Source organism: Mesorhizobium sp. YM1C-6-2 (genome assembly GCF_003666685.1).
In the GTDB taxonomy this organism is placed as follows: domain Bacteria; phylum Pseudomonadota; class Alphaproteobacteria; order Rhizobiales; family Rhizobiaceae; genus Mesorhizobium_K.
The window spans coordinates 784,199-807,717 of sequence record NZ_RCIZ01000002.1; the positions used below are offsets into that span (position 1 = coordinate 784,199).

The 23,519-nt window shown below is 66.7% G+C and carries 20 protein-coding genes; 16 read left to right on the forward strand and 4 right to left on the reverse strand.

The genetic code is table 11. The annotated features are described in order from the left end of the window. The first annotated feature begins 46 nt into the window (after positions 1 to 46). The 8 genes from D8676_RS08530 to murB are packed head-to-tail and all read left to right on the forward strand — an operon-like array spanning position 47 to position 10,098. Entirely contained in the window at positions 47 to 1,501 is a 1,455-nt protein-coding gene (locus D8676_RS08530; RefSeq protein WP_121580397.1) for a UDP-N-acetylmuramoyl-L-alanyl-D-glutamate--2,6-diaminopimelate ligase, read from the forward strand. Then, complete coding sequence (locus D8676_RS08535; RefSeq protein WP_121580398.1) at positions 1,498 to 2,931, forward strand: UDP-N-acetylmuramoylalanyl-D-glutamyl-2,6-diaminopimelate--D-alanyl-D-alanine ligase; 1,434 nt, start codon at positions 1,498 to 1,500, stop codon at positions 2,929 to 2,931. The genes D8676_RS08530 and D8676_RS08535 overlap by 4 nt, the downstream gene beginning before the upstream one ends. 24 nt (positions 2,932 to 2,955) lie before the next feature. Continuing rightward, complete coding sequence (mraY, locus tag D8676_RS08540; protein ID WP_121580399.1) at positions 2,956 to 4,038, forward strand: phospho-N-acetylmuramoyl-pentapeptide-transferase; 1,083 nt, start codon at positions 2,956 to 2,958, stop codon at positions 4,036 to 4,038. Positions 4,039 to 4,042: 4 nt separating this feature from the next. Further along, on the forward strand, positions 4,043 to 5,446 hold the full coding sequence (gene murD, locus D8676_RS08545) for a UDP-N-acetylmuramoyl-L-alanine--D-glutamate ligase (RefSeq protein ID WP_121580400.1): 1,404 nt from the start codon (positions 4,043 to 4,045) through the stop codon (positions 5,444 to 5,446). Next, positions 5,443 to 6,597, forward strand: a complete 1,155-nt coding sequence (gene ftsW, locus D8676_RS08550; protein ID WP_121580401.1) for a putative lipid II flippase FtsW — start codon at positions 5,443 to 5,445, stop codon at positions 6,595 to 6,597. The genes murD and ftsW overlap by 4 nt, the downstream gene beginning before the upstream one ends. Next, positions 6,597 to 7,724 (forward strand): undecaprenyldiphospho-muramoylpentapeptide beta-N-acetylglucosaminyltransferase, encoded by a 1,128-nt coding sequence (murG, locus tag D8676_RS08555; RefSeq protein WP_121580402.1) that lies wholly within the window; start codon positions 6,597 to 6,599, stop codon positions 7,722 to 7,724. The genes ftsW and murG overlap by 1 nt, the downstream gene beginning before the upstream one ends. Next, entirely contained in the window at positions 7,721 to 9,136 is a 1,416-nt protein-coding gene (gene murC / locus D8676_RS08560) for a UDP-N-acetylmuramate--L-alanine ligase (RefSeq protein ID WP_121580403.1), read from the forward strand. The genes murG and murC overlap by 4 nt, the downstream gene beginning before the upstream one ends. Continuing rightward, positions 9,133 to 10,098 (forward strand): UDP-N-acetylmuramate dehydrogenase, encoded by a 966-nt coding sequence (murB, locus tag D8676_RS08565; RefSeq protein WP_121580404.1) that lies wholly within the window; start codon positions 9,133 to 9,135, stop codon positions 10,096 to 10,098. Before murC ends, murB begins: the two co-directional genes overlap by 4 nt. A 53-nt stretch (positions 10,099 to 10,151) precedes the next feature. Here murB and D8676_RS08570 read toward each other — a convergent pair whose 3' ends face one another. The 3 genes from D8676_RS08570 to D8676_RS08575 form a co-directional block, all read right to left on the reverse strand. Then, on the reverse strand, positions 10,152 to 11,201 hold the full coding sequence (locus D8676_RS08570) for an MFS transporter (RefSeq protein WP_245426671.1): 1,050 nt from the start codon (positions 11,199 to 11,201) through the stop codon (positions 10,152 to 10,154). Beyond that, a complete protein-coding gene (locus tag D8676_RS27640) occupies positions 11,198 to 11,581 on the reverse strand; it encodes an MFS transporter (protein ID WP_245426672.1) in 384 nt (127 codons plus the stop codon). Before D8676_RS27640 ends, D8676_RS08570 begins: the two co-directional genes overlap by 4 nt. 111 nt (positions 11,582 to 11,692) lie before the next feature. After that, complete coding sequence (locus D8676_RS08575; RefSeq protein ID WP_121580405.1) at positions 11,693 to 12,259, reverse strand: TetR/AcrR family transcriptional regulator; 567 nt, start codon at positions 12,257 to 12,259, stop codon at positions 11,693 to 11,695. Between the two features lie 556 nt (positions 12,260 to 12,815). Between D8676_RS08575 and D8676_RS08580 the strand changes: the two genes are divergently transcribed. From D8676_RS08580 to D8676_RS08615, 8 genes are all read left to right on the forward strand, one after another. Then, the gene (locus tag D8676_RS08580; RefSeq protein WP_121580406.1) at positions 12,816 to 13,742 is read left to right on the forward strand and encodes a D-alanine--D-alanine ligase; all 927 of its coding nucleotides are present in this window, start codon (positions 12,816 to 12,818) and stop codon (positions 13,740 to 13,742) included. Next, positions 13,730 to 14,671 carry a cell division protein FtsQ/DivIB gene (locus D8676_RS08585; protein ID WP_121580407.1) on the forward strand — a complete coding sequence of 314 codons (942 nt, stop codon included), beginning with the start codon at positions 13,730 to 13,732 and terminating at the stop codon, positions 14,669 to 14,671. The genes D8676_RS08580 and D8676_RS08585 overlap by 13 nt, the downstream gene beginning before the upstream one ends. Further along, a complete protein-coding gene (gene ftsA / locus D8676_RS08590) occupies positions 14,668 to 15,978 on the forward strand; it encodes a cell division protein FtsA (protein ID WP_121580408.1) in 1,311 nt (436 codons plus the stop codon). Before D8676_RS08585 ends, ftsA begins: the two co-directional genes overlap by 4 nt. A gap of 68 nt (positions 15,979 to 16,046) precedes the next feature. Next, complete coding sequence (ftsZ, locus tag D8676_RS08595; protein ID WP_121580409.1) at positions 16,047 to 17,750, forward strand: cell division protein FtsZ; 1,704 nt, start codon at positions 16,047 to 16,049, stop codon at positions 17,748 to 17,750. Between the two features lie 294 nt (positions 17,751 to 18,044). Beyond that, positions 18,045 to 18,995: a UDP-3-O-acyl-N-acetylglucosamine deacetylase gene (gene lpxC, locus D8676_RS08600; protein WP_121580410.1), complete on the forward strand. Its 951-nt coding sequence runs from the start codon at positions 18,045 to 18,047 to the stop codon at positions 18,993 to 18,995. Positions 18,996 to 19,316: 321 nt separating this feature from the next. Beyond that, a complete protein-coding gene (locus D8676_RS08605) occupies positions 19,317 to 20,189 on the forward strand; it encodes an outer membrane protein assembly factor BamD (RefSeq protein WP_121580411.1) in 873 nt (290 codons plus the stop codon). A gap of 106 nt (positions 20,190 to 20,295) precedes the next feature. Then, entirely contained in the window at positions 20,296 to 21,963 is a 1,668-nt protein-coding gene (gene recN, locus D8676_RS08610) for a DNA repair protein RecN (protein ID WP_121580412.1), read from the forward strand. Between the two features lie 163 nt (positions 21,964 to 22,126). Next, on the forward strand, positions 22,127 to 22,585 hold the full coding sequence (locus D8676_RS08615; protein WP_121580413.1) for a nuclear transport factor 2 family protein: 459 nt from the start codon (positions 22,127 to 22,129) through the stop codon (positions 22,583 to 22,585). A 103-nt stretch (positions 22,586 to 22,688) separates the two neighbouring features. Here D8676_RS08615 and D8676_RS08620 read toward each other — a convergent pair whose 3' ends face one another. Then, the gene (locus D8676_RS08620) at positions 22,689 to 23,243 is read right to left on the reverse strand and encodes a cysteine hydrolase family protein (RefSeq protein ID WP_121580414.1); all 555 of its coding nucleotides are present in this window, start codon (positions 23,241 to 23,243) and stop codon (positions 22,689 to 22,691) included. Positions 23,244 to 23,519 lie beyond the last annotated feature (276 nt).

Consider the following 23,519-nt stretch of genomic DNA (forward strand, 5'->3'; position numbering starts at 1 on the left):
CGGAGAGGGCCTGCCCATAACCGCCTGTTTTAACGACTGGACCTGTATGAAGCTCAACGATCTCGCCGGTTTGCTCAGCGCCGAAGGCGGCGGTACCGCCGCGGCCGAGATCACCGGGGTGACTTCCGATTCGCGCAAGGTCGTGCCCGGCATGGTCTTCGTGGCGATCGCTGGCAGCAAGGCCGACGGCGCGTCCTACGCCGCCGATGCCGCGAGGCGCGGTGCCTCGGCCATCGTCGCCGCGAAGGGTGCTGCGATCGACGCGCCGGCGGCGCAGGTATTCCTCGTCGAGGACCCGCGGCTCGCGCTGGCACGGCTTGCCGCGCATATCTTCCCGCGCCAGCCCGAAACCATGGTCGCAGTCACCGGCACCAGCGGCAAGACCTCCGTTGCTTCCTTCACGCGCCAGATCTGGGAACAGGCGGGCCATGCCGCCGCCAGCATCGGAACCACCGGCGTCGTCGCGCCCGGCCGCAACGAATATGGCTCGCTCACCACGCCCGACCCGGTCGAACTGCACAAGCTGCTCGGCGAACTCGCCGACGCCGGCGTCACTCACGCTGCGATGGAAGCGTCCAGCCACGGCCTCGACCAGCACCGGCTCGACGGCGTCAGGCTCACGGCCGGCGGCTTCACCAATCTCGGCCGCGACCACATGGACTACCATCCGACGGTCGAGGATTATCACCGCGCCAAGCTTCGCCTTTTCGACACGCTGCTGCCAAAGGGAGCGCCCGCCGTCATCTTCGCCGACGACCGCTGGTCGAAACCCACCATTGATGCGGCGAAGGCCGCCGGCCTCGACGTTCTGACGGTCGGCCGCCACGGCGCTTTCCTGACGCTGAAGCGCGTCGAGCATGAGCGCTTCCGCCAGCGCGCCGAGATCGCCGCAGGCGGCGAGCTCTTCGAGGTCGACCTGCCGCTCGCCGGCGACTTCCAGATATTCAACGCGCTGGTTTCGGCCGGCCTCGCGATCGCCACCGGCACGCCGGCCGCCAGCGCGCTTGCCGCGCTCGAGCATCTCAAGGGCGCACCCGGACGGCTCGACCTCGCGGGGACGACGAAGGACGGCGCGCCGGTCTATGTCGACTACGCGCACAAGCCCGACGCGCTGGAGAACGTGCTGGCGTCGGTCAGGCCATTCACCACCGGCCGCGTCGTCGTCGTCTTCGGCTGCGGCGGCGACCGCGATCGCGGCAAACGCCCGATCATGGGCGAGATCGCGACGCGCCTCGCCGACCTCGTCTTCGTCACCGACGACAATCCGCGCTCCGAGGAGCCTGCCTCGATCCGCAAGGAGATACTCGCCGCTGCGCCAGGCGCCATCGAGATCGGCGACCGCCGCGAGGCGATCCGCGAGGCCATCGCCGCGCTGCATGCCGGGGACACGCTGATCGTCGCCGGCAAGGGTCACGAGGAAGGCCAGACGGTCGGCGGCCAGACCTTCCCCTTCTCCGACCATGACGAAGTGCGCAAGGCGCTTCGGGAGCGCGCCACATGAGTTCGCTCTGGCTCGCCGACGAACTGATCGAAGCGATGGGCGGCAGGCCGCTCGGCAGCATGCCGATGGCGGTCACCGGCATCTCGATCGACACACGCAGTCTCGTTCCAGGCGATGCCTTCTTCGCCATCAAGGGCGACGCGATGGACGGCCACGATTTCGCGACCGCCGCCGTCAAGGCTGGCGCCAGCCTGCTCGTCGTCGCCGAGGGCAAGCTGCCGGCGCTCGGCCGGCTGACCGCCCCGATGATCGTCGTGCCGGATGTGCTCGCCGCGCTCGAGAAGGCCGGGGCCGCCGCCCGCGCCCGCACCAAGGCCAGGATCATTGCGGTCACCGGCTCGGCCGGCAAGACCACCACCAAGGAAGCGCTGCGTCACGGGCTCTCCGCCGTCGGAAAGGTGCATGCCTCTGCGGCCTCCTTCAACAATCACTGGGGCGTGCCGCTGACGCTCGCCCGCATGCCGGCAGATTGCGACTACGCGATCTTCGAGATCGGCATGAATCACGAGGGCGAGATCCGCCCGCTGGTGAAGCTGGTTAGGCCGCATGTCGCGATCGTCACGCTGATCGCTGCGGCGCATCTCGGCCATTTCAAGACGCTCGACGACATCGCCAAAGCCAAGGCTGAGATATTCGAAGGCGTCGAGCATGGCGGTGCTGCGCTCATCAACCGCGACGACCAGCGCTGGGGCCTGCTCGGCAAGATGGCGCGGGAGGCCGGCGTCGAGAAGATCGTCGGCTTTGGCGAGCACGCCAAGGCTGTCTACCGGCTGACCAACCTCGCTCTCCACGCCGACCATTCGCTGATCACCGCGCGCATCGGCGGCAAGGAGATCGCCGCCCGCATCGGCGCGCCCGGCCGGCACATCGTGCAGAACGCGCTGGCCGTGCTCGGCGCCGCCGACCTCGTCGGCGCCGATGTCGCCAAGGTCGCGCTGGCGCTCGAAAGCCTCTGTCCCGAGCCCGGCCGCGGCAAACGGCACGTGCTCAGGCACCCGAAAGGCCCGATCACGCTGATCGACGAGAGCTACAACGCCAACCCCGCCTCCATGCAGGCGGCGATGGCGCTGCTCGACGCGACGCCCGTCTCGGGCGAGGGGCGGCGCATCGCCGTGCTCGGCGACATGCTGGAGCTCGGCAGCCATTCGGCCAAGCTCCATTCGGCACTCGCCGGTCTGATCGCAGGGACGCGGACGGACCTCATCCTGCTTGCCGGGCCGGAGATGAAATCGCTCGCCGAGGCGCTTCCCGAAGACGTCAAGGTGGAGTACAGGCCGGGCGCCGAAGATCTGAAGCCGGTGCTGATCGACACCGTGCGCCCCGGCGACGTCGTCATGATCAAATCGTCCAAAGGCATCGGCTTCTCGAAGCTCGTCGATGCGCTCATCCGCCAGTTTCCGGCCGACGCCGGCAACGCCAAGCCGTCCTGATCGGGTCCGGGGGGACTAAAAAGCATGCTTACCCTGCTTGTCGAATTCGCGGATGATGTCTCGGCGTTCAACGTCTTCCGCTACATCACCTTCCGCACCGGTGGCGCGCTCATCACCTCGGCGCTCATCGTCTTCATCTTCGGGCCGGCCATCATCGCCTCGCTGCGCGTGCGCCAGGGCAAGGGCCAGCCGATCCGCGCCGACGGCCCGCAGACGCATTTCAAGAAGGCCGGCACGCCGACCATGGGCGGCCTGATGATCCTCACGGGCATCGTCGGCTCGAGCCTTTTGTGGGCCAACATCTTCAGCGTTTACGTCTGGGTGGTGCTTCTGGTGGCGCTCGGCTTCGGCGCGATCGGCTTCTATGACGACTACCTCAAGGTCACCAAGCAGTCGCATCTCGGCCTCTCAGGCAAGGCGCGGCTCGGCATCGAGTTCGTCATCGCCGGCATCGCCGCCTTTTTCATCATGCGCGCCGGCCAGGAGCCGTTCTCCTCCTCGCTGACCTTCCCCTTCATCAAGGACCTGATCGTCAATCTCGGCTGGTTCTTCATACCCTTCGCCTGCGTCGTCATCGTCGGCGCCGGCAACGCCGTCAACCTCACCGACGGCCTCGACGGTCTCGCCATTGTGCCGATCATGATCGCTGCGGCCTCTTTCGGCGTCATCGCCTATCTCAGCGGCAACGCCGTCTTCGCCGAATATCTGCAGATCCATTTCGTGCCCGGCACCGGCGAACTCGCCGTGGTGCTCGGCGCCGTCATCGGCGCCGGCCTCGGCTTCCTCTGGTTCAATGCGCCGCCCGCCGCGATCTTCATGGGCGACACCGGCTCGCTCGCCATGGGCGGGCTGATCGGCACCATCGCGGTGGCCACCAAGCATGAGATCGTGCTCGCCATCATCGGCGGCCTCTTCGTCATGGAGGCGCTGTCGGTCATCATCCAGGTCGGCTTCTTCAAGATGACCGGCCGCCGCGTCTTCCTGATGGCGCCGATCCATCATCATTTCGAGAAGCTCGGCTGGACCGAAAGCCAGGTCGTGATCCGCTTCTGGATCATCGCCGTGATCCTGGCCCTCATCGGTCTCTCCAGTCTGAAGCTGAGGTGATTTCATGATCCCAGGCCGCTCCTTCGACGGAAAGCGCGTCGCCCTCTTCGGACTTGGCGGTTCGGGGACTGCTACGGCGCGCGCGCTCGCCGAAGGCGGGGCCGAGGTCGTCGCCTGGGACGACAATCCCGACAGCGTCGCCAAGGCGGCGGGCGAGGGCATCGCGACCGGCGATCTGCGCACCGAAGACTGGTCGGGTTTCGCCTCCTTCGTGCTGTCGCCGGGCGTGCCGCTCACCCATCCGAAGCCGCACTGGACCGTCGAGCTTGCGCGCGGGGCCGGCGTCGAGATCATCGGCGACGTCGAGCTGTTCTGCCGCGAGCGCGCGCTGCAGGCGCCGGACGCGCCCTTCATCGCCATCACCGGCACCAACGGCAAGTCGACCACCACCGCGCTCACCGCGCATATCCTGAAGGCTGCCGGACGCGATGCCCAGATGGGCGGCAATATCGGCCGCGCCGTGATGACGCTCGATCCTCCGAAATCTGACCGCTACTACGTGGTCGAGTGCTCGTCCTACCAGATCGATCTGGCGCCCTCGATCGATCCGACTGCCGGCATCCTGCTCAACCTGACGCCCGACCATCTCGACCGCCACGGCACCATGCAGCACTACGCTGCGATCAAGGAGCGGCTGGTCGCCGGCAGCGACACCGCCATCATCGGCATCGACGACAGCTACTGCCTGCAGATCGCCGACCGGCTCGAACGCGCCGGCCGGCACGTCATCCGTATCTCCAAGCGGCTGCCGCTCACCGACGGCTATTTCGCTGACGGCACCGACCTGATGGAGGCCGAGCACGGCCGCTACAGCCGCATCGGCTTCCTCGAGGGCATCGGTTCGCTGCGCGGCCAGCACAATGCGCAGAACGCGCTTGCCGCGGTCGCCGCCTGCCTCAAGGTCGGGCTCGAGCTCGGCGAGATCCAGTCGGGGCTCGAAAGCTTCCCCGGACTCGCGCATCGCATGGAGCAGGTCGGCAAGAAGGACCACGTCCTCTTCGTCAACGATTCCAAGGCGACCAATGCCGACGCCGCGGCGCCGGCGCTTTCCTCGTTTCCGCGCATCTACTGGATCGTCGGCGGTCTGCCGAAAGAGGGCGGCATCGAGTCGCTCCGCGGCTATTTCCCGCGCATCGCCAAGGCCTATCTGATCGGCGAGGCGGCGCCGGCTTTCTCCGCCACGCTCGGCGAGACCGTGCCTTACGAGATATCAGGCACGCTCGACGCCGCCGTCGAACATGCGGCCAATGACGCCGCGCTCGATGCGGCGGGCGAGGCGGTCGTGCTCCTGTCGCCCGCCTGCGCCAGCTTCGACCAGTACAAGAACTTCGAAGTCAGGGGCGAAGCCTTCAGGCAAGCTGTGCATGCTATCGAAGGGGTCAAGCCCATCGGAGGGAAGAGCCAATGATCAGTCGTCTGGATCGCAGCCCGGTCGCCAATTGGTGGCGGACGGTCGACCGCTGGTTCCTTGCCGCGTTCCTGTCGCTGATGGGGCTCGGCATCGTGCTCTCCTTCGCCGCCAGCCCGGCGGTCGCCGAGCGCATCGGCCTCGACAGCTTCCATTTCGCGACGCGCCAGATCGTCTACATGATCCCGGCGCTGATCGCGCTGATCGCGGTCTCCTTCCTGGACGCCCGCCAGATCCGCCGTCTCTCGCTCTTCCTGCTCGGCCTCATGCTGCTGATGATGGTGGCGGTGCTCTTCGTCGGCGTCCAGGTCAAGGGCGCGCACCGCTGGCTGTCCATCGCCGGCATCTCCGTGCAGCCGTCCGAATTCCTGAAGCCCGCCTTCGTCATCATCTGCGCCTGGCTCTTTGCCGAGCACAAGCGCCAGCCCGACATTCCTGGCAACCTCTTTGCCATGATCCTGCTCGGCGCGGTGGTCGCGCTGCTCGTCGCACAGCCGGACCTCGGGCAGACCATCCTCGTCCTCGGCACCTGGGGCGTGATGTTCTTCATGGCCGGCATGCCGTGGCTGTGGATCATCGTCATCGGCGGCCTCGGCCTCGCCGGCGCCGTCGGCGCCTACACCGTCTTTCCGCATGTCGCCGGCCGCATCGACCGCTTCATGACCGGCGAGGGCGACACGTTCCAGGTCGACATGGGCCGCGACGCGGTCATCCAGGGCGGCTGGTTCGGCGTCGGCCCGGGCGAGGGCACCGTCAAGCGCCTCATACCCGACAGCCACGCCGACTTCGTCTTCTCGGTCGCCGGCGAGGAGTTCGGCATCGTGCTTTGCCTGCTCATCATGTCGATCTTCGCCTTCATCGTGCTGCGCGGCCTCAGGACGGCGCTCAGGGAGGAAGACGACTTCACCCGCTTCGCGGTTGCCGGCCTCGTCGTCGTCTTCGGCTTCCAGTCCGTCATCAACATGGGCGTCAACCTGCAGCTCATGCCGGCCAAGGGCATGACGCTGCCCTTCATCTCCTATGGCGGCTCCTCGCTCATCGCCATCGCCATCTCCATGGGCATGGTGCTCGCGCTGACGCGGCGCCGGCCGGAGAAGCGCAAGACGCTCTCCTTCGAGCGCGCGGGCGGCCACATGCTGCCGGCGGAATAATGCCGAAAGGGACGATCCTTCTGGCGGCCGGCGGCACCGGCGGGCATCTTTTCCCGGCCGAGGCGCTGGCCCACGAGATGGTCGAGCGCGGCTGGAAGGTGCATCTCGCCACCGACGACCGCGCCGAGCGTTTCGCCGGCCATTTTCCCGCGGCCGAAGTGCATCCGATCGCCTCGGCCACCTTCGGCTCGAAGAACCCGCTCGCGCTGGCGAAATCCTTCTGGACGATCTGGCGTGGGGTGCGGCAGGCCTCCGAGGTGATCGCCCGCATCAAGCCGGAGGTCGCCGTCGGCTTCGGCGGCTATCCCACCGTCCCGCCGCTCTACGCCGCCAACCGCCGTAACGTCCCTGTTGTCGTGCACGAACAGAACGCCGTCATGGGCCGCGCCAACCGCGCGCTCGCCGCCAAGGCTGCGGCGATCGCAGGCGGCTTCCTGCCTGAAGGCAAGGGCCAGTACGGTTCGAAGACCGTGATCACCGGCAACCCGGTACGCCCGGCCGTGCTGTCGGCCGCCGCGACGCCCTACACGCCTGCGCGCGACGGCGACCCGTTCCGTCTGCTCGTCTTCGGCGGCAGCCAGGGCGCGCAGTTCTTCTCCGACGCCATCCCCGCCGCCATCGCCGCGCTGCCGCAGGAGCAGCGTACGCGCCTCCTCGTCACGCAGCAGGCGCGCGCCGACGATGTCGGCCGCGTCAAGGCCGCCTATGCCGAGCTCGGCATGGTGCCGGAGGTGCTGCCCTTCTTCACCGACATGGCACAGCGCATCGCCGCCGCCAATCTCGTCATCTCGCGCTCCGGCGCCTCGACCGTCTCGGAGATCGCCGTCATCGGCCGTCCGGCGTTCCTCGTTCCCTATCCCTACGCACTCGACCACGACCAGGCGGCGAACGCCGCTGCGCTCGCCGCGGCCGGCGGAGCCGAGCTACATCCGCAGTCGACGCTCACCACCGAGCGCCTCGCCAGCCTCATCGGCGACGCGATATCCCAGCCGGATCGTCTGGAAACCATGGCTTCGGCTGCCAAATCAGCGGGGAAACCGGACGCCGCGCGGTTGCTCGCGGACCTGGCAGAGGCTATTGCGTCAGGGAAATCCGCAGAAGAATTCAGGAAGGGAGCGCGGCCATGAAGATGCCGCAGACGATCGGCCTGGTGCATTTCATCGGCATCGGCGGCATCGGCATGAGCGGCATCGCCGAGGTGCTGAAGAACCTCGGCTACCGCGTGCAGGGCTCCGACCAGGCCGACGGCGCCAATATCCAGCGCCTGCGTGAGCAAGGCATAGAGTGCTTCGTCGGCCATCGGCCGGAGAACCTCGGGGACGCCGAGGTGGTGGTCGTGTCGACCGCCATCAAGAAATCCAACCCCGAGCTCAAGGCCGCCCGCGAAAGGCTGCTGCCCATCGTGCGCCGCGCCGAGATGCTGGCCGAGCTGATGCGCTTCCGTCAGGCCGTCGCCATCGCCGGCACGCACGGCAAGACCACCACCACCTCGATGGTCGCGACGCTGCTCGACGCCGGCGGGCTCGACCCGACGGTCGTCAATGGCGGCATCATCAATGCCTACGGCACCAACGCTCGGATGGGCGGCGGCGAATGGATGGTGGTGGAGGCCGACGAGAGCGACGGCACTTTCCTCAAGCTACCGGCCGACATCGCCGTCGTCACCAACATCGACCCCGAGCATCTCGACCACTACGGCACCTTCGACAAGGTTCGCGAGGCCTTCCGACAGTTCGTCGAGAACGTGCCTTTCTACGGCTTCGGCGTCATGTGCACCGACCATCCGGAGGTGCAGGCCATGGTCGCCCGCATCGAGGATCGCCGCGTCATCACCTACGGCGCCAATGCGCAGGCCGACGTTCGCTTTTCCAACCACCGTATGGAAGGTGCCACGTCGCGCTTCGACGTATCGATCCGCGACCGCAGGACTGGCGCCGACAAGCTGATCGCAGATTTCGCTCTGCCGATGCCCGGCCGCCACAACGTCTCCAACGCGACCGCGGCCATTGCGGTCGCGCATGAACTCGGCATCTCGGCGGATGACATCAAGAAGGGCTTGTCTTCCTTCGGCGGCGTCAAGCGCCGCTTCACCCACACCGGCTCGTGGAATGGCGTCGAGATATTCGACGACTACGGCCACCACCCGGTCGAGATAAAGGCGGTGCTCAAGGCAGCGCGCGACGCCACGCAGGGCCGTGTCATCGCGATCGCGCAGCCGCACCGTTTCACGCGCCTGCGCGACCTCTTCGACGAGTTTTCCGCCTGCTTCAATGACGCCGACATCGTCGCCATTGCGCCGGTCTATGCCGCGGGTGAAGACCCGATCGACGGCGTCAACTCGGAAAAGCTCGTGCACCGCATCCGCTCAGGCGGTCACCGCGATGCGCGCTACGTCGCCGAGCCCTCGGCCATCGCGCCGATGATCCGTGAGACCGCCCGGCCCGGCGACTTCGTCGTTTTCCTCGGCGCCGGCAACATCACGCAGTGGGCCTATGCGCTGCCCAAGGAACTCGCGGCCGGCGACGAGGCCGCCGCATGATCAAGGGGGAGGCGCTTCTTGCCAGCCTCGGCGACCGGCTGAAGGATATTCGCGGCCGCATCACGCCGAACGCGGAGATGGACAAGATTACCTGGTTCCGCGCCGGCGGGCCGGCCGAGGCGCTTTTCCAACCGGCCGACGAGGATGACCTCGCCGCCTTCCTCAAGGCCGTACCGGAAGACATTCCGATCACCATCGTCGGCATCGGCTCCAACCTCCTCGTGCGCGAGGGCGGCATTCCGGGCTTCGTCATCCGGCTCTCCGCGAAGGGTTTCGGCGAGGCCGAGCTGATTTCGCCGACCAGGATCAGGGCAGGGGCCGCGACCCCCGACAAGCGCGTCGCAGCGCTCGCCTACGAGGCCGGCCTCGGCGGCTTCCATTTCTACCACGGCATTCCTGGCGGCATCGGCGGTGCGCTCCGCATGAATGCGGGCGCCAACGGCGTCGAGACGCGCGAGCGCGTCGTCGAGGTGCGTGCGCTCGACCGCAAGGGCAATGTCCACACACTCACCAATGCTGGCATGGGCTACGCCTACCGCCACTCCTCCGCGCCCGCCGACTTCATCTTTGTCTCTGCAGTCTTCGAGGGTTTCCCGGAGGACAAGGTCAAGATCAAGGCGGACATGGACGCCGTCCAGCACCACCGCGAGACGGTGCAGCCGATCCGCGAGAAGACCGGCGGCTCGACCTTCAAGAATCCGGAAGGCACCTCGGCCTGGAAGGAGATCGACAAGGCCGGCTGCCGCGGGTTGATGATCGGTGGCGCCCAGATGTCGCCGATGCACTGCAACTTCATGATCAACACCGGCAACGCCACCGGATACGACCTCGAATATCTTGGCGAGACGGTGCGTGCGCGCGTGCTGGAGAATTCCGGCATCCGCCTGCAGTGGGAGATCAAGCGCATCGGCCAGTTCAAGCCAGGCCACGAGGTGCAGGAGTTCCTCGGCCAGTTGCTCTAGCTTCTGGCCCGCGCGGCGCCGACTGTTCGATCGGCCGGCACCGGGGATTTTGACTATTCGGCCGCGCCGCTTCGCATGGCCGCTGTCGGCGCCTTCAGCACCTTGCCCATCAGGAACAGGCACAGTACCGGCCCGACGATCAGCGTGGCGAACAGCCAGAAGGCTGCATTCGCCGTGCCCTCCACGCCGCCCGGATTGGTGAGTCCGGCGGTGTTGGCGATCATACCGGCGAGTGAAGCGCCCATCGCGGTGGCGTACATCTGCACCGTCATCACCGATGCCGCCGCGAGGTCCTGCTCGCCCTGCGGTGCCACCTGGAACACGCGGGTCAGCAGATGCGGCCACACCAGGCCGACGGCCAGGCCGACGCCGGTCACCGCGATGGAGATCTGCAGGACCTGCGGCCACGCCCCGTCGCTGGCGGCCGGCATCAGCAGCGCCAGCGCCGCCAGCGAGCCGATGCAGAGCCACGGCGCCACCCGGCCGACGGTGGTTATGCCGCCGTCGCGAAGGCTGGAGCTGAAGATCGAGCCGGCCGTCCAGCCCGCCGACATCACCGCCGCGATATAGCCCGCGAAGAGCGGCGACTGTGCGTGCAGGACCTGCAGGAAGAGCGGGATGAAGATGTCGCTGCAGGTGACCGACATAGCGAACAGGGCGACGGTGGCGTAGGCGCGGCCGAGCGGTGTCGCGAGGTTGAACGCGCCCTTCGGGAAGAGCCGGTTTGCGCTGCGCGCCTCGGCTAGCATCAGGAGCCCGAACAGCGCCACCGCCGCGGCGATGCCGAGCGTGGTCGCCAGCAGTCCCTCCGAGACGCTGCCGGCCGACACCGCCAGCACGCTGGCGCTGAGGAAGAGCAATTGCGGGATGGGCAGCGCCGAGCGCTCGTCGGTGTCATGGCTTCTCGCCGGCAGCAGCGCCAGCGCGGCGACGGCGAACAGCGCCGCCACCGGCACCAGCGAGCCGTAGGCGACCCGCCACATGCCGAGTTCGGCGAAGATGCCGCCCACCGCCGGCCCGAACAGCGTGCCGATGCCCCACATGCCCGACACCAGCGCGATGGCGCGCGGCCAAAGGTTTTCCGGGAAAATCAGGCGGATCATCGCATAGGAGAGGGCGACGAGCAGGCCGCCGCCGAGCCCTGCACCGTGCGTCCGGCCAGCATCACCGGCATGGACCCGGCCAGCGCGCAGGCCGCGGCGCCCGCCAGGAAAAGCAGCGCCGCGACCAGATAGGCGCCGCGCGGTCCGGCCGACTGCAGCAGCCGCGCCGAACAGGCCGCCCCGATGATCGACGCCACCACGAACAGCGTGGTGTTCCAGGCGTAATAGTCGAGGCCGCCGATGTCGGCGACGATCGACGGCAGGATCGTGGTCGCCAGGAAGACGTTGATCGCGTGCAGCACCACCGCCGACGCCAGCATGGTCGCGCGCGCAGCGTTGCGGCCGGCGAACAACTCGCTCCATCGCGCTTCATTCGGCATGACGGTCCTCCTCCCCGCAAGCGGTAGCACACGGCCGCCCTTCCGGTGTCTTCCGGCAAAAAACCGTCATCTCGGTCTCCGACTCTTTGATTGAACTGATGCGTGTGGATTTCAGCGGCGGGCTTTTTTGTCCGCGAGCTTCATCAGGTCGGCGCGCAGCCGTTTCTGGTCGTGGATCATCTCGGGATAGAGCAGCCGGGCGAGCCAGATACCGTCCGCCGCGAAGCGGACGACCTGCAGCGCCGGATCGGCGTCGGTGTCGCCATGCTTTTCGAGCCGCCCGACGATCCAGGCCCTCCATCGGTCCCGGTACGCCGGATCCGACAGCATGAAGATCGACAGTGCCGACCAGGGGTCGGTTGCCGGCTTCAGGTCCCGCCGCAGCGACAGGTCGACATAGGCGCGGGTGAAGGCGCCGTAGCTGCCGCCATCCTTGGCCAGGGAGGCGTCGATGTTCTGGTCGAGCCGGGCGAGCACTTCGTCGAACACCGCGTCGATCAGAGCCTGCTTGCTCGGATAGTGGTGCAGCAGCCCGCCCTTGGTGACGCCCGCCGCGTCCGCCACCGCCTGCAGGGTGACGCTCGCCGGTCCAGCCTCGGCCGCGATCAATGCCGCGCAGTCGAGCAGGGCCTGCCGCACGAGTTCGGGTTGCTTCTTGCGTTCATAGGAGCTTGTCATGATTTGAAAGATACCAACCGGTCGGTATCTTTCAAGCGAAAAAATTCTGCTGCGGCTGCCGCGGTCGTGGGTCTCCCAAACTGATTCATGTCGCCGCGCTAAGCCGCTGCTTCTGAATCGAAATTTCCGGCTCTCAGGTTTTGCTTCAGCCTTGTCGCCGGTTTCACTGTCTGTTGGGCGTTCGTCTGCCGCCTCAAAAATCCGTCCCGGCGCAACTCTGTTGCACTCCCGTCAGAGGGGGGCGGGGTCTATGCCATCGCAGCCAGTTTTCGTTTGCCGGCGCTCGGGCTTCGGTCGCACGCTCGTTTCGCGCTCCGTTTTTGCGTCGCGCACCATGCCCTTCGACACTCGTTTTTTGCGTCAAAAAAGCCATGCTCGAATCAAGAAAATGCCGCGCGGGCAATTCCATACTTGCCAGCGAGTCAACTCTCTGATTCTTTCGGTCAACAGCGTTTCCTGATTTGAGTCGGTCGCGTCGTTTCAGCCGGGCAGTTCCGCCGGAGGACTCGGACTCTATCCTGAAGTCAGGCCTGCGTTGTGAGGGGAATTGCAGGGCATGAATTCGAAGCACGTAGCAGTCTTGATGGGAGGGTTTTCTTCTGAGCGGCCGGTCTCGCTTTCCTCGGGGAATTCCTGCGCCGACGCGCTCGAAGCGGAAGGCTATCGCGTCACTCGCGTGGACGTCGGCCGCGATGTCGGCTCCGTGCTTTCCGAGCTCAAGCCGGACGTCGCCTTCAACGCGCTGCACGGCCCGTTCGGCGAGGACGGCACCATCCAGGGCATCCTCGAATATCTCGCCATTCCCTACACCCATTCCGGCGTTCTCGCGTCGGCGCTCGCCATGAATAAGGCGCAGGCGAAGAAGGTCGCCAAGGCCGCCGGAATTCCCGTCGCGGAATCGAAGGTCGTCGACCGCTTCTCCATCGGCGACAAGCACCCGATGCCGGCGCCCTATGTGGTGAAGCCGGTCAACGAAGGGTCGAGCTTCGGCGTCGTCATCGTCAAGGAGGATCGCTCGCATCCGCCGCAGGTCATCGCCTCGTCCGAATGGCGCTACGGCGACACGGTCATGGTCGAGCGCTACGTGCATGGCCGCGAGCTGACCTGCGCGGTGATGGGCGATGTGGCGCTCGGGGTCTGCGAAATCGTTCCGACCGGCCACGCCTTCTACGACTACGATTCCAAATATGTGCCGGGCGGATCAAAACATGAGATACCGGCTAAAATTTCACTAAATATTTACCAAAAAATACAGACACTGTCCCTCAAGGCACATCAAGCAATCGGCTGCCGGGGCGTTTCCCGATCGGACTTCCGTTACGACGATCGCCATTCGGAAAATGGCGAGCTGATCTGGCTCGAAGTCAACACCCAGCCCGGCATGACGCCGACGTCACTGGTGCCGGAGATCGCCGCGCAGGCGGGGCATTCGTTCGGCGAGTTGTTGAGTTGGATGGTGGAGGACGCTTCGTGTTTGCGTTGAAGACCGGGCAGGGCGGGGAGACCGGCGCGCCGCGGCTCGCCATCTTAGGCCTGTCCTTTTCGCCGGAGAATTTCGTGCTGCCGCGCTGGCTGCGCCGCCCGGCGCGTCTCGTCTCGCGTCTCTGCGACGGCGAATATCAGCCGCCGCGCTTCGCCGGCGTCATCGCGACCGCCGTCTTCCTTTCGTCGAGCGCGCTCTATGGCGCCTGGCTCGGTGGGCAGATCCCGGTCGCCGCGCAGGCGGTCACCGCCCGCCTCGGCTTCGCTGTCGATCAGGTCCGCGTCTCTGGCAACAGGGAGACGTCGGAGATCGACATCCTGGAGCGCCTCGATCTCGATGGCTGGACCTCGCTCGTCGGCTTCGACGCCGAGGCCGCCCGCGAGCGCATCGTCGGGCTGCCCTGGGTGAAGGCCGCCGCGGTCCGCAAGGTCTATCCCGATGCGCTCGAAGTCCGCATCGAGGAGCGCGACCCCTTCGCGATCTGGCAGCACGGCACGCAACTCGCCATCGTCGAGCGCGACGGCCGCGTGATCGCTCCCTTCGACGGTGGCCGCCATGCGGTGCTGCCGCTGGTCATCGGCTATGGAGCCGCCGAGCAGGCAGCCGATTTCGTCGACAAGATCAAGCGCCATCCCGGACTTGCATCGCGCGTCAAGGGTTTCATCCGCGTCGCCGAGCGTCGCTGGGATCTCCGTCTGGAGAACGGCATCACCATCCGCCTGCCGGAAAACGGCGAGGACGCCGCCATCGCCGAGGTGCTGAGGCTGGACCGCGAGGACGGGCTTTTGTCGCGCGACATCGCCACCGTCGATCTTCGTCTGGAAGATCGCCTTGTCATCCGGCTCACGCCCGAGGCCATGGAGCGTCGCACGACGCTGCTGGCCGAGCGCGCGAAGGCCGCCAAGAAGAAGCCGGGGACGAGCATATGAGCTGGCTCGGGGGACAGAAGGACGCCTCGCAGCGCCGCTCCGGCATCGTCACGGTGCTCGACGTCGGCTCCAGCAAGGTCTGCTGCATCATCGCCAGGCTTCGGCCGCGCGGCGAGAGCCAGATGCTGCGCGGCCGCACCCACGAGGTGCAGGTCATCGGCATCGGTCATCAGAAATCGCACGGCGTGAAGTCGGGCGTCGTCATCGACCTCAATCGCGCCGAGCACGCTATCCGGCTCGCAGTCGACGCCGCCGAGCGCATGGCCGGCCTCACGGTCGACTCGCTCATCGTCAATCTGACCGCCGGCCGGCTGAAGAGCGAGACCTATTCCGCGACCATCAATCTCGGCGGCCACGAAGCCGCCGCGGCCGACATCCGGCGCGTGCTCGCGGCCGGCGCGAAGCAGGCGCTGAAGGCCGAGCGCGAGGTGGTGCATTCGCTGCCGGTCGGCTTCTCGCTCGACGGCGAGCGCGGCGTGCGCGATCCGCGCGGCATGGTCGGCGACACGCTCGGCGTCGACATGCATGTGCTCACCGGCGACGCCGCTCCGCTGCGCAACCTCGAACTCTGCATCAACCGCTCTCACCTGTCGGTCGAGCGCATGGTCGCCACGCCCTATGCCAGCGGCCTGGCGTCGCTGGTCGACGACGAGCTGGAAATGGGCGCGGCCTGCATCGACATGGGCGGCGGCACCACCACCATCTCGGTCTTCGCCGATGGCAAGTTCGTTCATGGCGACGCCATTCCGGTCGGTGGCAATCATGTGACGCTCGATATGGCCAAGGGCCTCTCGGCGCGGCTCGACCACGCCGAGAGGCTGAAGGTCATGCACGGCTCGGCGCTGCCCGGCAGCGCCGACGATCGCGAGACCGTCACCATCCAGCCGATGGGCAATGACGACGGCGAAGTGCCGCTGCAGGTGCCGCGCTCGGTGATGACGCGCATCATCCGCGCCCGCGTCGAGGAGACGCTGGAGATCATTCGTGACCGCCTCGGCAAATCAGGTTACGGCAGCGCTGTCGGCAAGCGCGTCGTGCTCACCGGCGGTGCGTCGCAATTGCAGGGTCTGCCGGAGGCAGCCCGCAGAATTCTTGGTCGCAACGTGCGTATCGGCAGGCCGCTCGGCGTTGCCGGTCTGCCCGAGGCGGCCAAGGGACCGGCCTTCGCTACGGCGGTGGGCCTGATGATCTATCCGCAGGTGGCCAGCTTCGAGAGCCGTGAGGGGAAAATGGCATCGAGGCTGCGCATGACCGGCACCGGCGGACGGTTCAATCGTATGAGTCAGTGGATCAGAGACAGTTTTTAAAATCAGCGGGGACAGCCCCACAGGCGGCCGTGGCGGCGAACGCGGCAGGAAGGCAAAGGACGAGGACCATGACCATCAATCTGAAGAAGCCAGACATCACCGAACTCAAGCCCCGCATCACCGTGTTCGGTGTCGGTGGCGGTGGCGGCAACGCCGTCAACAACATGATCACGGCCGGGCTTCGCGGCGTCGAGTTCGTGGTCGCCAACACCGATGCGCAGGCGCTCACCATGTCGAAGTCCGAGCGGCTGATCCAGCTCGGCGCGCATGTCACTGAGGGTCTCGGCGCAGGCTCGCAGCCGGAAGTCGGCCGCGCCGCCGCCGAGGAGTGCATCGACGAGATCATCGACCACCTGTCGAACACCCATATGTGCTTCGTCACCGCCGGCATGGGTGGCGGCACCGGCACGGGTGCAGCCCCGGTCGTCGCCCGCGCGGCGCGCGAGAAGGGCATCCTCACCGTCGGCGTCGTCACCAAGCCGTTCCATTTCGAAGGCCAGCGCCGCATGAAGACCGCTGACCTCGGCATCGAGGAACTGCAGAAAAGCGTCGACACGCTGATCGTCATCCCGAACCAGAATCTCTTCCGGCTCGCCAACGACAAGACCACCTTCGCCGACGCCTTTGCCATGGCCGACCAGGTGCTCTACTCCGGCGTCGCCTGCATCACCGACCTGATGGTCAAGGAAGGCCTGATCAACCTCGACTTCGCCGACGTCCGCTCGGTCATGCGCGAGATGGGCAAGGCGATGATGGGCACCGGCGAGGCTTCCGGCGAGGGCAGGGCGATGGCCGCTGCCGAGGCCGCGATCGCCAACCCGCTGCTCGACGAGACTTCGATGCGCGGCGCCAAGGGCCTGCTGATCTCGATCACCGGCGGCCGCGACCTCACCCTGTTCGAGGTGGACGAGGCGGCGACCCGCATCCGCGAGGAAGTCGACCAGGACGCCAACATCATCCTGGGCGCCACCTTCGACGAGGAACTCGAAGGCGTGATCCGCGTCTCGGTCGTCGCCACCGGCATCGACAAGTCGGCGGCCGACATCGCGGCTGCCCCGATCTCGATCCGCCAGGCTCCGGCCAAGCCGGCACAGCAGCCTGCTGCCCAGCCTGCCGCCGCGCGTCCGGCCGCCGTTGCGCAGCCTGCCCTGCAGGCCGAAGCGCCGCGCGCCGCCGATCCGGTCGCCGACGCCATCCGCCAGGCCGAGATCAACGCCACGGTCATGGCTTCGCGCCCCGCGCCGCAGCCGGTCGACGACTTCCAGCCGGTGAGCAAGCTCTTCCAGCAGCCGCAGCCGGTCCAGCCGCAGCAGCCCCGGCCGCAGCCGCAGGCAGCGGTTGCCGCGCCCAACGCGGAAGCGCGTCTGGCGGCGGCTCTGCAGCCCCAGCCGGCCCCTCAGCCGGTGCAGGCGGCGCCCCGCATGCCCAAGGTCGAGGACTTCCCGCCGGTCGTCCGCGCCGAAGTGGAAGCCCGCCGCAATCCGGTCGAGCAGCATGAAAACAACGGTCCGATGGGCCTTCTGAAGCGACTCACCACCGGTCTGACCCGTCGCGAGGAGGAGCCGGCGAAGCTGCAGCCCGCCGCGCCGCGCGAGCCGAAGCTGCGCCAGCCGGCGCCGGAAGCACGCCGTCTCGCCACCCAGGACCCGCAGCTCTACGCGCCGCGCCGCGGCCAGCTCGACGAGCATGGCCGACTCGCTCCGCAGCCGCGTGCGGCCCAGGAGGACGATCAGCTGGAGATTCCGGCGTTCCTTCGCCGGCAAGCCAACTGAGCCTTCGCGGAAGGCCTCGCTAAACAGGCCGGCGGACGGAAACATTCTCCGACCGCCGGCTTGAAAAAACCCGCAAATTCAGCCGGTTATGATTCGTTAAGTATGTGCGTGCGGTAACACAGAGTAACCAAGCGTGATTTGTTGTCTCCCTGCCGTCCCACTACATTCTCGCCACAGAAAGGTCGGCGTGTGGGCGGATTCGGGGATGAGATCCTGCCCACCAAACTCAGCAAGGCCCATGCACCGGAAACTGGCAAGCAAGCCACCGGAAAAGCAGGCAGGCTGAAGGGTGGTATGGGGATCAAGTTGCACGATTATCAGACAACGATCAAATCGCGCGTAACCCTGGCAGGGTTCGGCGTTCATAGCGGCAAGCCGGTTTCCATAACCTTCCTCCCGGCCGATCCCGACACCGGCGTGGTCTTCCATCACATGGACGCCTTCGGCGACACGCGCGAGATTCGCGCACTCGTCTCCGAGATCGGCGCCACGGACCTGTGCACCGCGCTCGGCGATCCGGCCGGCCACCATGTCGGCACGGTCGAGCACGTCATGGCCGCCCTGTTCGGCCTCGGCATCGACAACCTCGTGGTCGAGGTGGACGGCGACGAGATGCCGATCCTCGACGGCAGCGCTGCGTCCTTCGTCGAAGCCATCGATCAAGCCGGCATCGAGACGCTCGACGTCAAGCGCCGCTACATCCGCGTCGTCAAGCCCGTGCGCATCGACAGCGGCGCCTCCTTCGCCGAGTTCCAGCCCTATGACGGCACCCGCTTCGAGATCGAGATCGACTTCGAGAGCCCCGCCATCGGCCGCCAGTCGTTCGCCGCCGACATCGATCCGGCGGTGTTCCGCCGCGACATTTCCCGCGCCCGCACCTTCGGCTTCATGAAGGATGTCGAGCGGCTCTGGGCAGCCGGCCACGCGCTCGGCTCCTCGCTGGAGAATTCCGTGGTGATCGGCGACGACAGCCGCGTCATCAACATGGAAGGCCTGCGCTACAAGAACGAGTTCGTCCGCCACAAGATGCTCGACGCCATGGGCGACCTGGCGCTTGCCGGCGCGCGCTTCATCGGCTGCTACCGTTCCTATCGCGGCGGCCACCGGCTGAACGCGGCGGCGCTGCGCCACCTCCTGTCCGACCGCTCGGCCTTCGAGATCGTCGAGACCAACCGCCGCGAGCGCGGCCGCTCCGCCGAGCTCGTCGCCGTCAACGCCGCCGTCTACGCGCCCTGGGTGCTCTGACGTTCACGCCTTTCTGGCCGCGTGCCCGGAAAGTCACACCGAAGGCATTTTTCGCCAAGGGTTTGTTAGCGAAATCCGCGCCATAAAAATGCGCCATTGCCGGGCGATGGCATTGTCGCCTGAAAGCGACTATGCTTAATCGCGGCAGGTCGACGGGCCGGCGCCCATGTCCCCGGGACGGGAGGGCGCCGGAGCACGATCCCGAAAATTGCGAAGCGGTTTCGGAATATCGTGCTCGGAAGATGGGACGGATGGCGGCATAGAGTGGAGTCATCCGTTCTGGAGTGGGAAATGGCGACGCCGAGAAGGGCTAATCCAACCATGTATTTCGTGAAGAAGGCTCACGCGGGCAGGGCGATTCGCACGGCGTTGACGGTCGCTGCGTTTGCGATGGTTCCGGCGCTCGCCGCCGGCTGCATGTCCAAGGAAGAGGATCTCAACCTCGCCACCTATGTCGAGCAGACCGAGCCGGCCGACCAGCTCTACAACCAGGGTCTCGCCAATCTGAACGCCGGCCGCCTCAAGGAGGCCAGCCGCAAGTTCGAAGCCGTCGACCGCCAGCACCCCTATTCGGAGTATGCGCGCAAGTCGATGGTGATGGGTGCCTTCACCAACTACCGGCAGGGCAATTACGACGAGGCGATCAACGCCGGCAAGCGCTACGTCACGCTCTACCCGTCCTCCGAGGACGCCGCCTACGCGCAGTACATCGTCGGCCTCTCCTATTTCCGTCAGATCCGCGACGTCACCCAGGACCAGAAGGAATCGCGCCGCGCCATCGAGGCGATGGAGGAGGTGGTCCAGCGCTGGCCCGAATCGGAATATGTCGACGACGCCCGCTCCAAGGTGCGTTTCGCCCGCGATCAGCTCGCCGGCAAGGAGATGCAGGTCGGCCGCTACTATCTCGAGCGGCGCGAATACATCGCGGCCGTCAAGCGCTTCCGCTACGTGGTCGAGAACTATTCCAACACCCGCCATGTCGAGGAGGCGCTGGCGCGCCTGACCGAGGCCTATTACGCGATGGGCATCACCTCGGAAGCCCAGACGGCGGCCGCCGTGCTCGGCGCCAACTATCCGGACAGCCAGTGGTACAAGGATTCCTACGCGCTGCTGCAGTCCGGCGGGCTCCAGCCGCGCGAGAATGCGGGGTCGTGGCTGTCCAAGGCCGGACAGCTCTTCGGCGGCGACGCCTGATCTGGAGCATGATCCCGAAAGGTGGTAGCCAGTTCCGGAAAAGGTCATGCCGCACCGGGCATGATCCCGTGACTGGAAACCGGTTTCGAAAAAGGCTCTAGCCTGGATGCTGTCCCGCCTGTCGATCCGCGATATCGTCCTGATCGAGCGGCTGGACATCGATTTTGCGCCCGGCCTTTCGGTGCTGACCGGCGAGACGGGCGCCGGCAAATCCATCCTCCTCGACGCTCTGTCGCTGGCGCTCGGCGCGCGCGGTGACGCCTCGCTTGTCCGCCACGGGGCGGCGCAGGGCCAGGTCTCGGCAGTATTCGACGTGCCGAAGAACCATCCGGCGCGCGCCATCCTCACCGAGAACGCGCTCGACGACGACGGCGATATCATCCTGCGCCGCGTGCAGACGGCAGACGGTCGCACCCGTGTCTTCGTCAACGACCAGCCGTCCTCGGTCACGCTGATGCGCGACATCGGCCGCGCGCTGGTCGAGATCCACGGCCAGCACGACGAGCGCGCGCTGGTCGATCCCGCCGCCCACCGCGAACTGCTCGACGCCTTCGGCGGCCATGTCGGCGAGGTCGGGAACTGCGCCAGGGCCTGGCACTTCTGGCGCGACTGCGAACAGCAGCTCGCGACTCACCGCGCTCGCGTGCAGGCCGCCGCCCGCGAGGCCGACTATCTCAGAGCCTCCGTCGCCGAGCTCGTCCGCCTCGACCCGCAGCCCGGCGAGGAGACCGAGCTCGCCGACATCCGCACCGCCATGATGCGGGCCGAAAAGGTCGCCGGCGAGATCAAGGATGCGCAGGACGTGCTCTCCGGCCAGAACTCGCCGCTGCCGCAGCTCGCCAGCCTGCTGCGTCGCCTGCAGCGCAAGACCACCGAGGCGCCGGGCCTGCTCGATGAGGTGGTGAAGTCGCTCGACGACGCGCTCATCCATCTCGACGCCGCGCAGTCAGGCGTCGAGGCCGCCCTGCGCGCCACAGAGTTCGATCCGCAGAAGCTGGAGCGCTCCGAGGAGCGGCTTTTCGCGCTGCGCGCCGCCTCGCGCAAATTCTCCGTCGCCGTCGACGATCTCGCCAGGACGCGCGACACGATGGCGGCCGATCTCGCCGATCTCGACGCCGGCGAGGAAAAACTCGCCGCGCTGGAAAAGCAGGCCGTTGCCGCGCGCGACGTCTACGACCGCGACGCCAGGCGGCTCACCGAGCTTCGCGCCGCCGCCGCCGTCGCCTTGAAGAAGGCGGTCATGGCCGAGTTGCCGGCGCTGAAACTCGACCGCGCGGAGTTCCTGGTCGAGATTTCCAGCGAGCCGGACAACCGCACCGAGGCTGGTGTCGACCAGGTCGAGTTCTGGGTGCGCACCAATCCCGGCACGCGTCCGGGACCGATGATGAAGGTCGCGTCGGGCGGCGAGCTGTCGCGTTTTTTGCTGGCGCTGAAGGTGGCGCTCGCCGACCGCGGCTCGGCGCCGACACTGGTCTTCGACGAGATCGACACCGGGGTAGGGGGCGCCGTCGCCGACGCGATCGGCCAGCGCCTCGCTAGGCTTTCCTCCCGCGTGCAGGTGCTTTCCGTCACCCATGCCCCGCAGGTGGCGGCCCGCGCCGCGACGCATTTCCTGATCTCGAAATCGGGCGGCAGGAACAGCGTCTCGACCGGCATCGCCGAGATGGACACTGCCGGCCGGCAGGAGGAACTCGCCCGCATGCTCGCCGGCGCCACAATCACCGAGGAGGCCCGCGCCGCCGCCGAAAGGCTGCTCCGCGAGAGCCTGGTCTAACCTACCGTCAGGCGTTGCTGGCAAGCCGGGCGCTGCCGGTCATAGGGGGCCGTCGCGGCGTCCTTTGATTACCTCCCGGGTAATCGACCTCTCTACGAATTCTCCGGAAAAGTGAGCTCATCGACGATCCCGCCGGGATCGCCACGGAAGCGAGGAGAAAGCCATGACCGCCAGTTTCACCGCTGTAAGAGAGGTCCCGGCCGCAGCCCCGAGTTCAGACGCCGCGACGACTCGCGCCGTCGTGCAGGAATTCCTCGCCGCCCGGCTGGCCGGCGATACCGAGCGGCTCGTCGCGCTGTTCGCCGACGAGGTCGACTGGATGCTCGCCGAGAACCCTGCCGCCCCGTGGATACGCCCGCGGTCTACCGCCTCGGAATGTGCCGCCCAGTTCACGGAACTGATGGAATACACCGTGGCCGAGGATGCGCGGGCCTCCGTTGACACGTTCCTGGTCGATGGCGCCAACGCGGTCCTGATGGGACATCTGTCGGGGACCGTACGCGCGACGGGAAAGTCCTTCGAGGGGCCGTTCGCGCTGCATCTCGCCGTCGAGAACGGTCGCATCACGCGGCACCGCCTTTACGAAAACAGCCTGTCGATCGCCCAGGCCTGCGCCCCGTGACGGAATGCGCATTCGGCTCCGAGTCCAGTGGCGGCGCGGCCGATTGCAGGCAAGATACGGACGCCGAAAGGCTGCTTCCGGGAGAGCCTGGTCTAACCTGCCGTCAGGCGTCGCCGGCCAGGTAGGCGTCGGTTTTGACGACCTTCGCATAGGTGCCGTCGAGCGCTCCCATGATCGTGGCGTGGACCTGTCCGGGGTCCACCTGCATGGACCCGAACGACACTTCCTTGGCGCCGCAGGCATCTTCGGCCACCGTCACGTCGAACCCGAAATCCGCCGCGGCGCGCGTCGTCGCATCGATGCACATTTGCGACATGGCCCCGCAGATCGTCACGTTCCGTATCCCCTTGTCCTGCAGCAATGCCAGCAGGCCGGTTTCACGGAAGCTGTTGGGGTGATGCTTCAGGATCACCGCCTCGTCCTTCTGTGGCGCGACGGAAGCATGGATGCGGGCGCCCTCGGTGCCGGGACGGAAGAACGGCGCGTCGTCTGACGGTATTTCGTGATGAACGTGGACGACCATCTGGCCGGACTGGCGGGCCTGCTCCAGCAGCCTTGCCGCGTTGGCGCTCGCCGCAGCCATCCTGGCGACGGGCCAGTTGCCGCCCTCGAAATAGTCGTTCTGGATATCGACCAGGATCAATGCGGTGTGGGTCATCTCGTCCTCATCTGTTGTCGCTACATTCTTAAGCCGGGGCGGGACGAATTTAGAGTCGCAAATTGCGATTTTCGAATCGGGAACGACCGGCTATGCGGATGTGAAAACGATTTTCATCTAACATGTTGATTTCGTTGCAACTTCAAAAATACTTGGACCGTTTTTGTTCACACCTCTCTGATCGCTCTCATACTCCCCGTCAGCAGCTTGCTTGTGGGAACGGGTGTGCACGACCTCCATCCAGGCAAGTGTGGCGCTGGATCGCGTCCCGTGTTG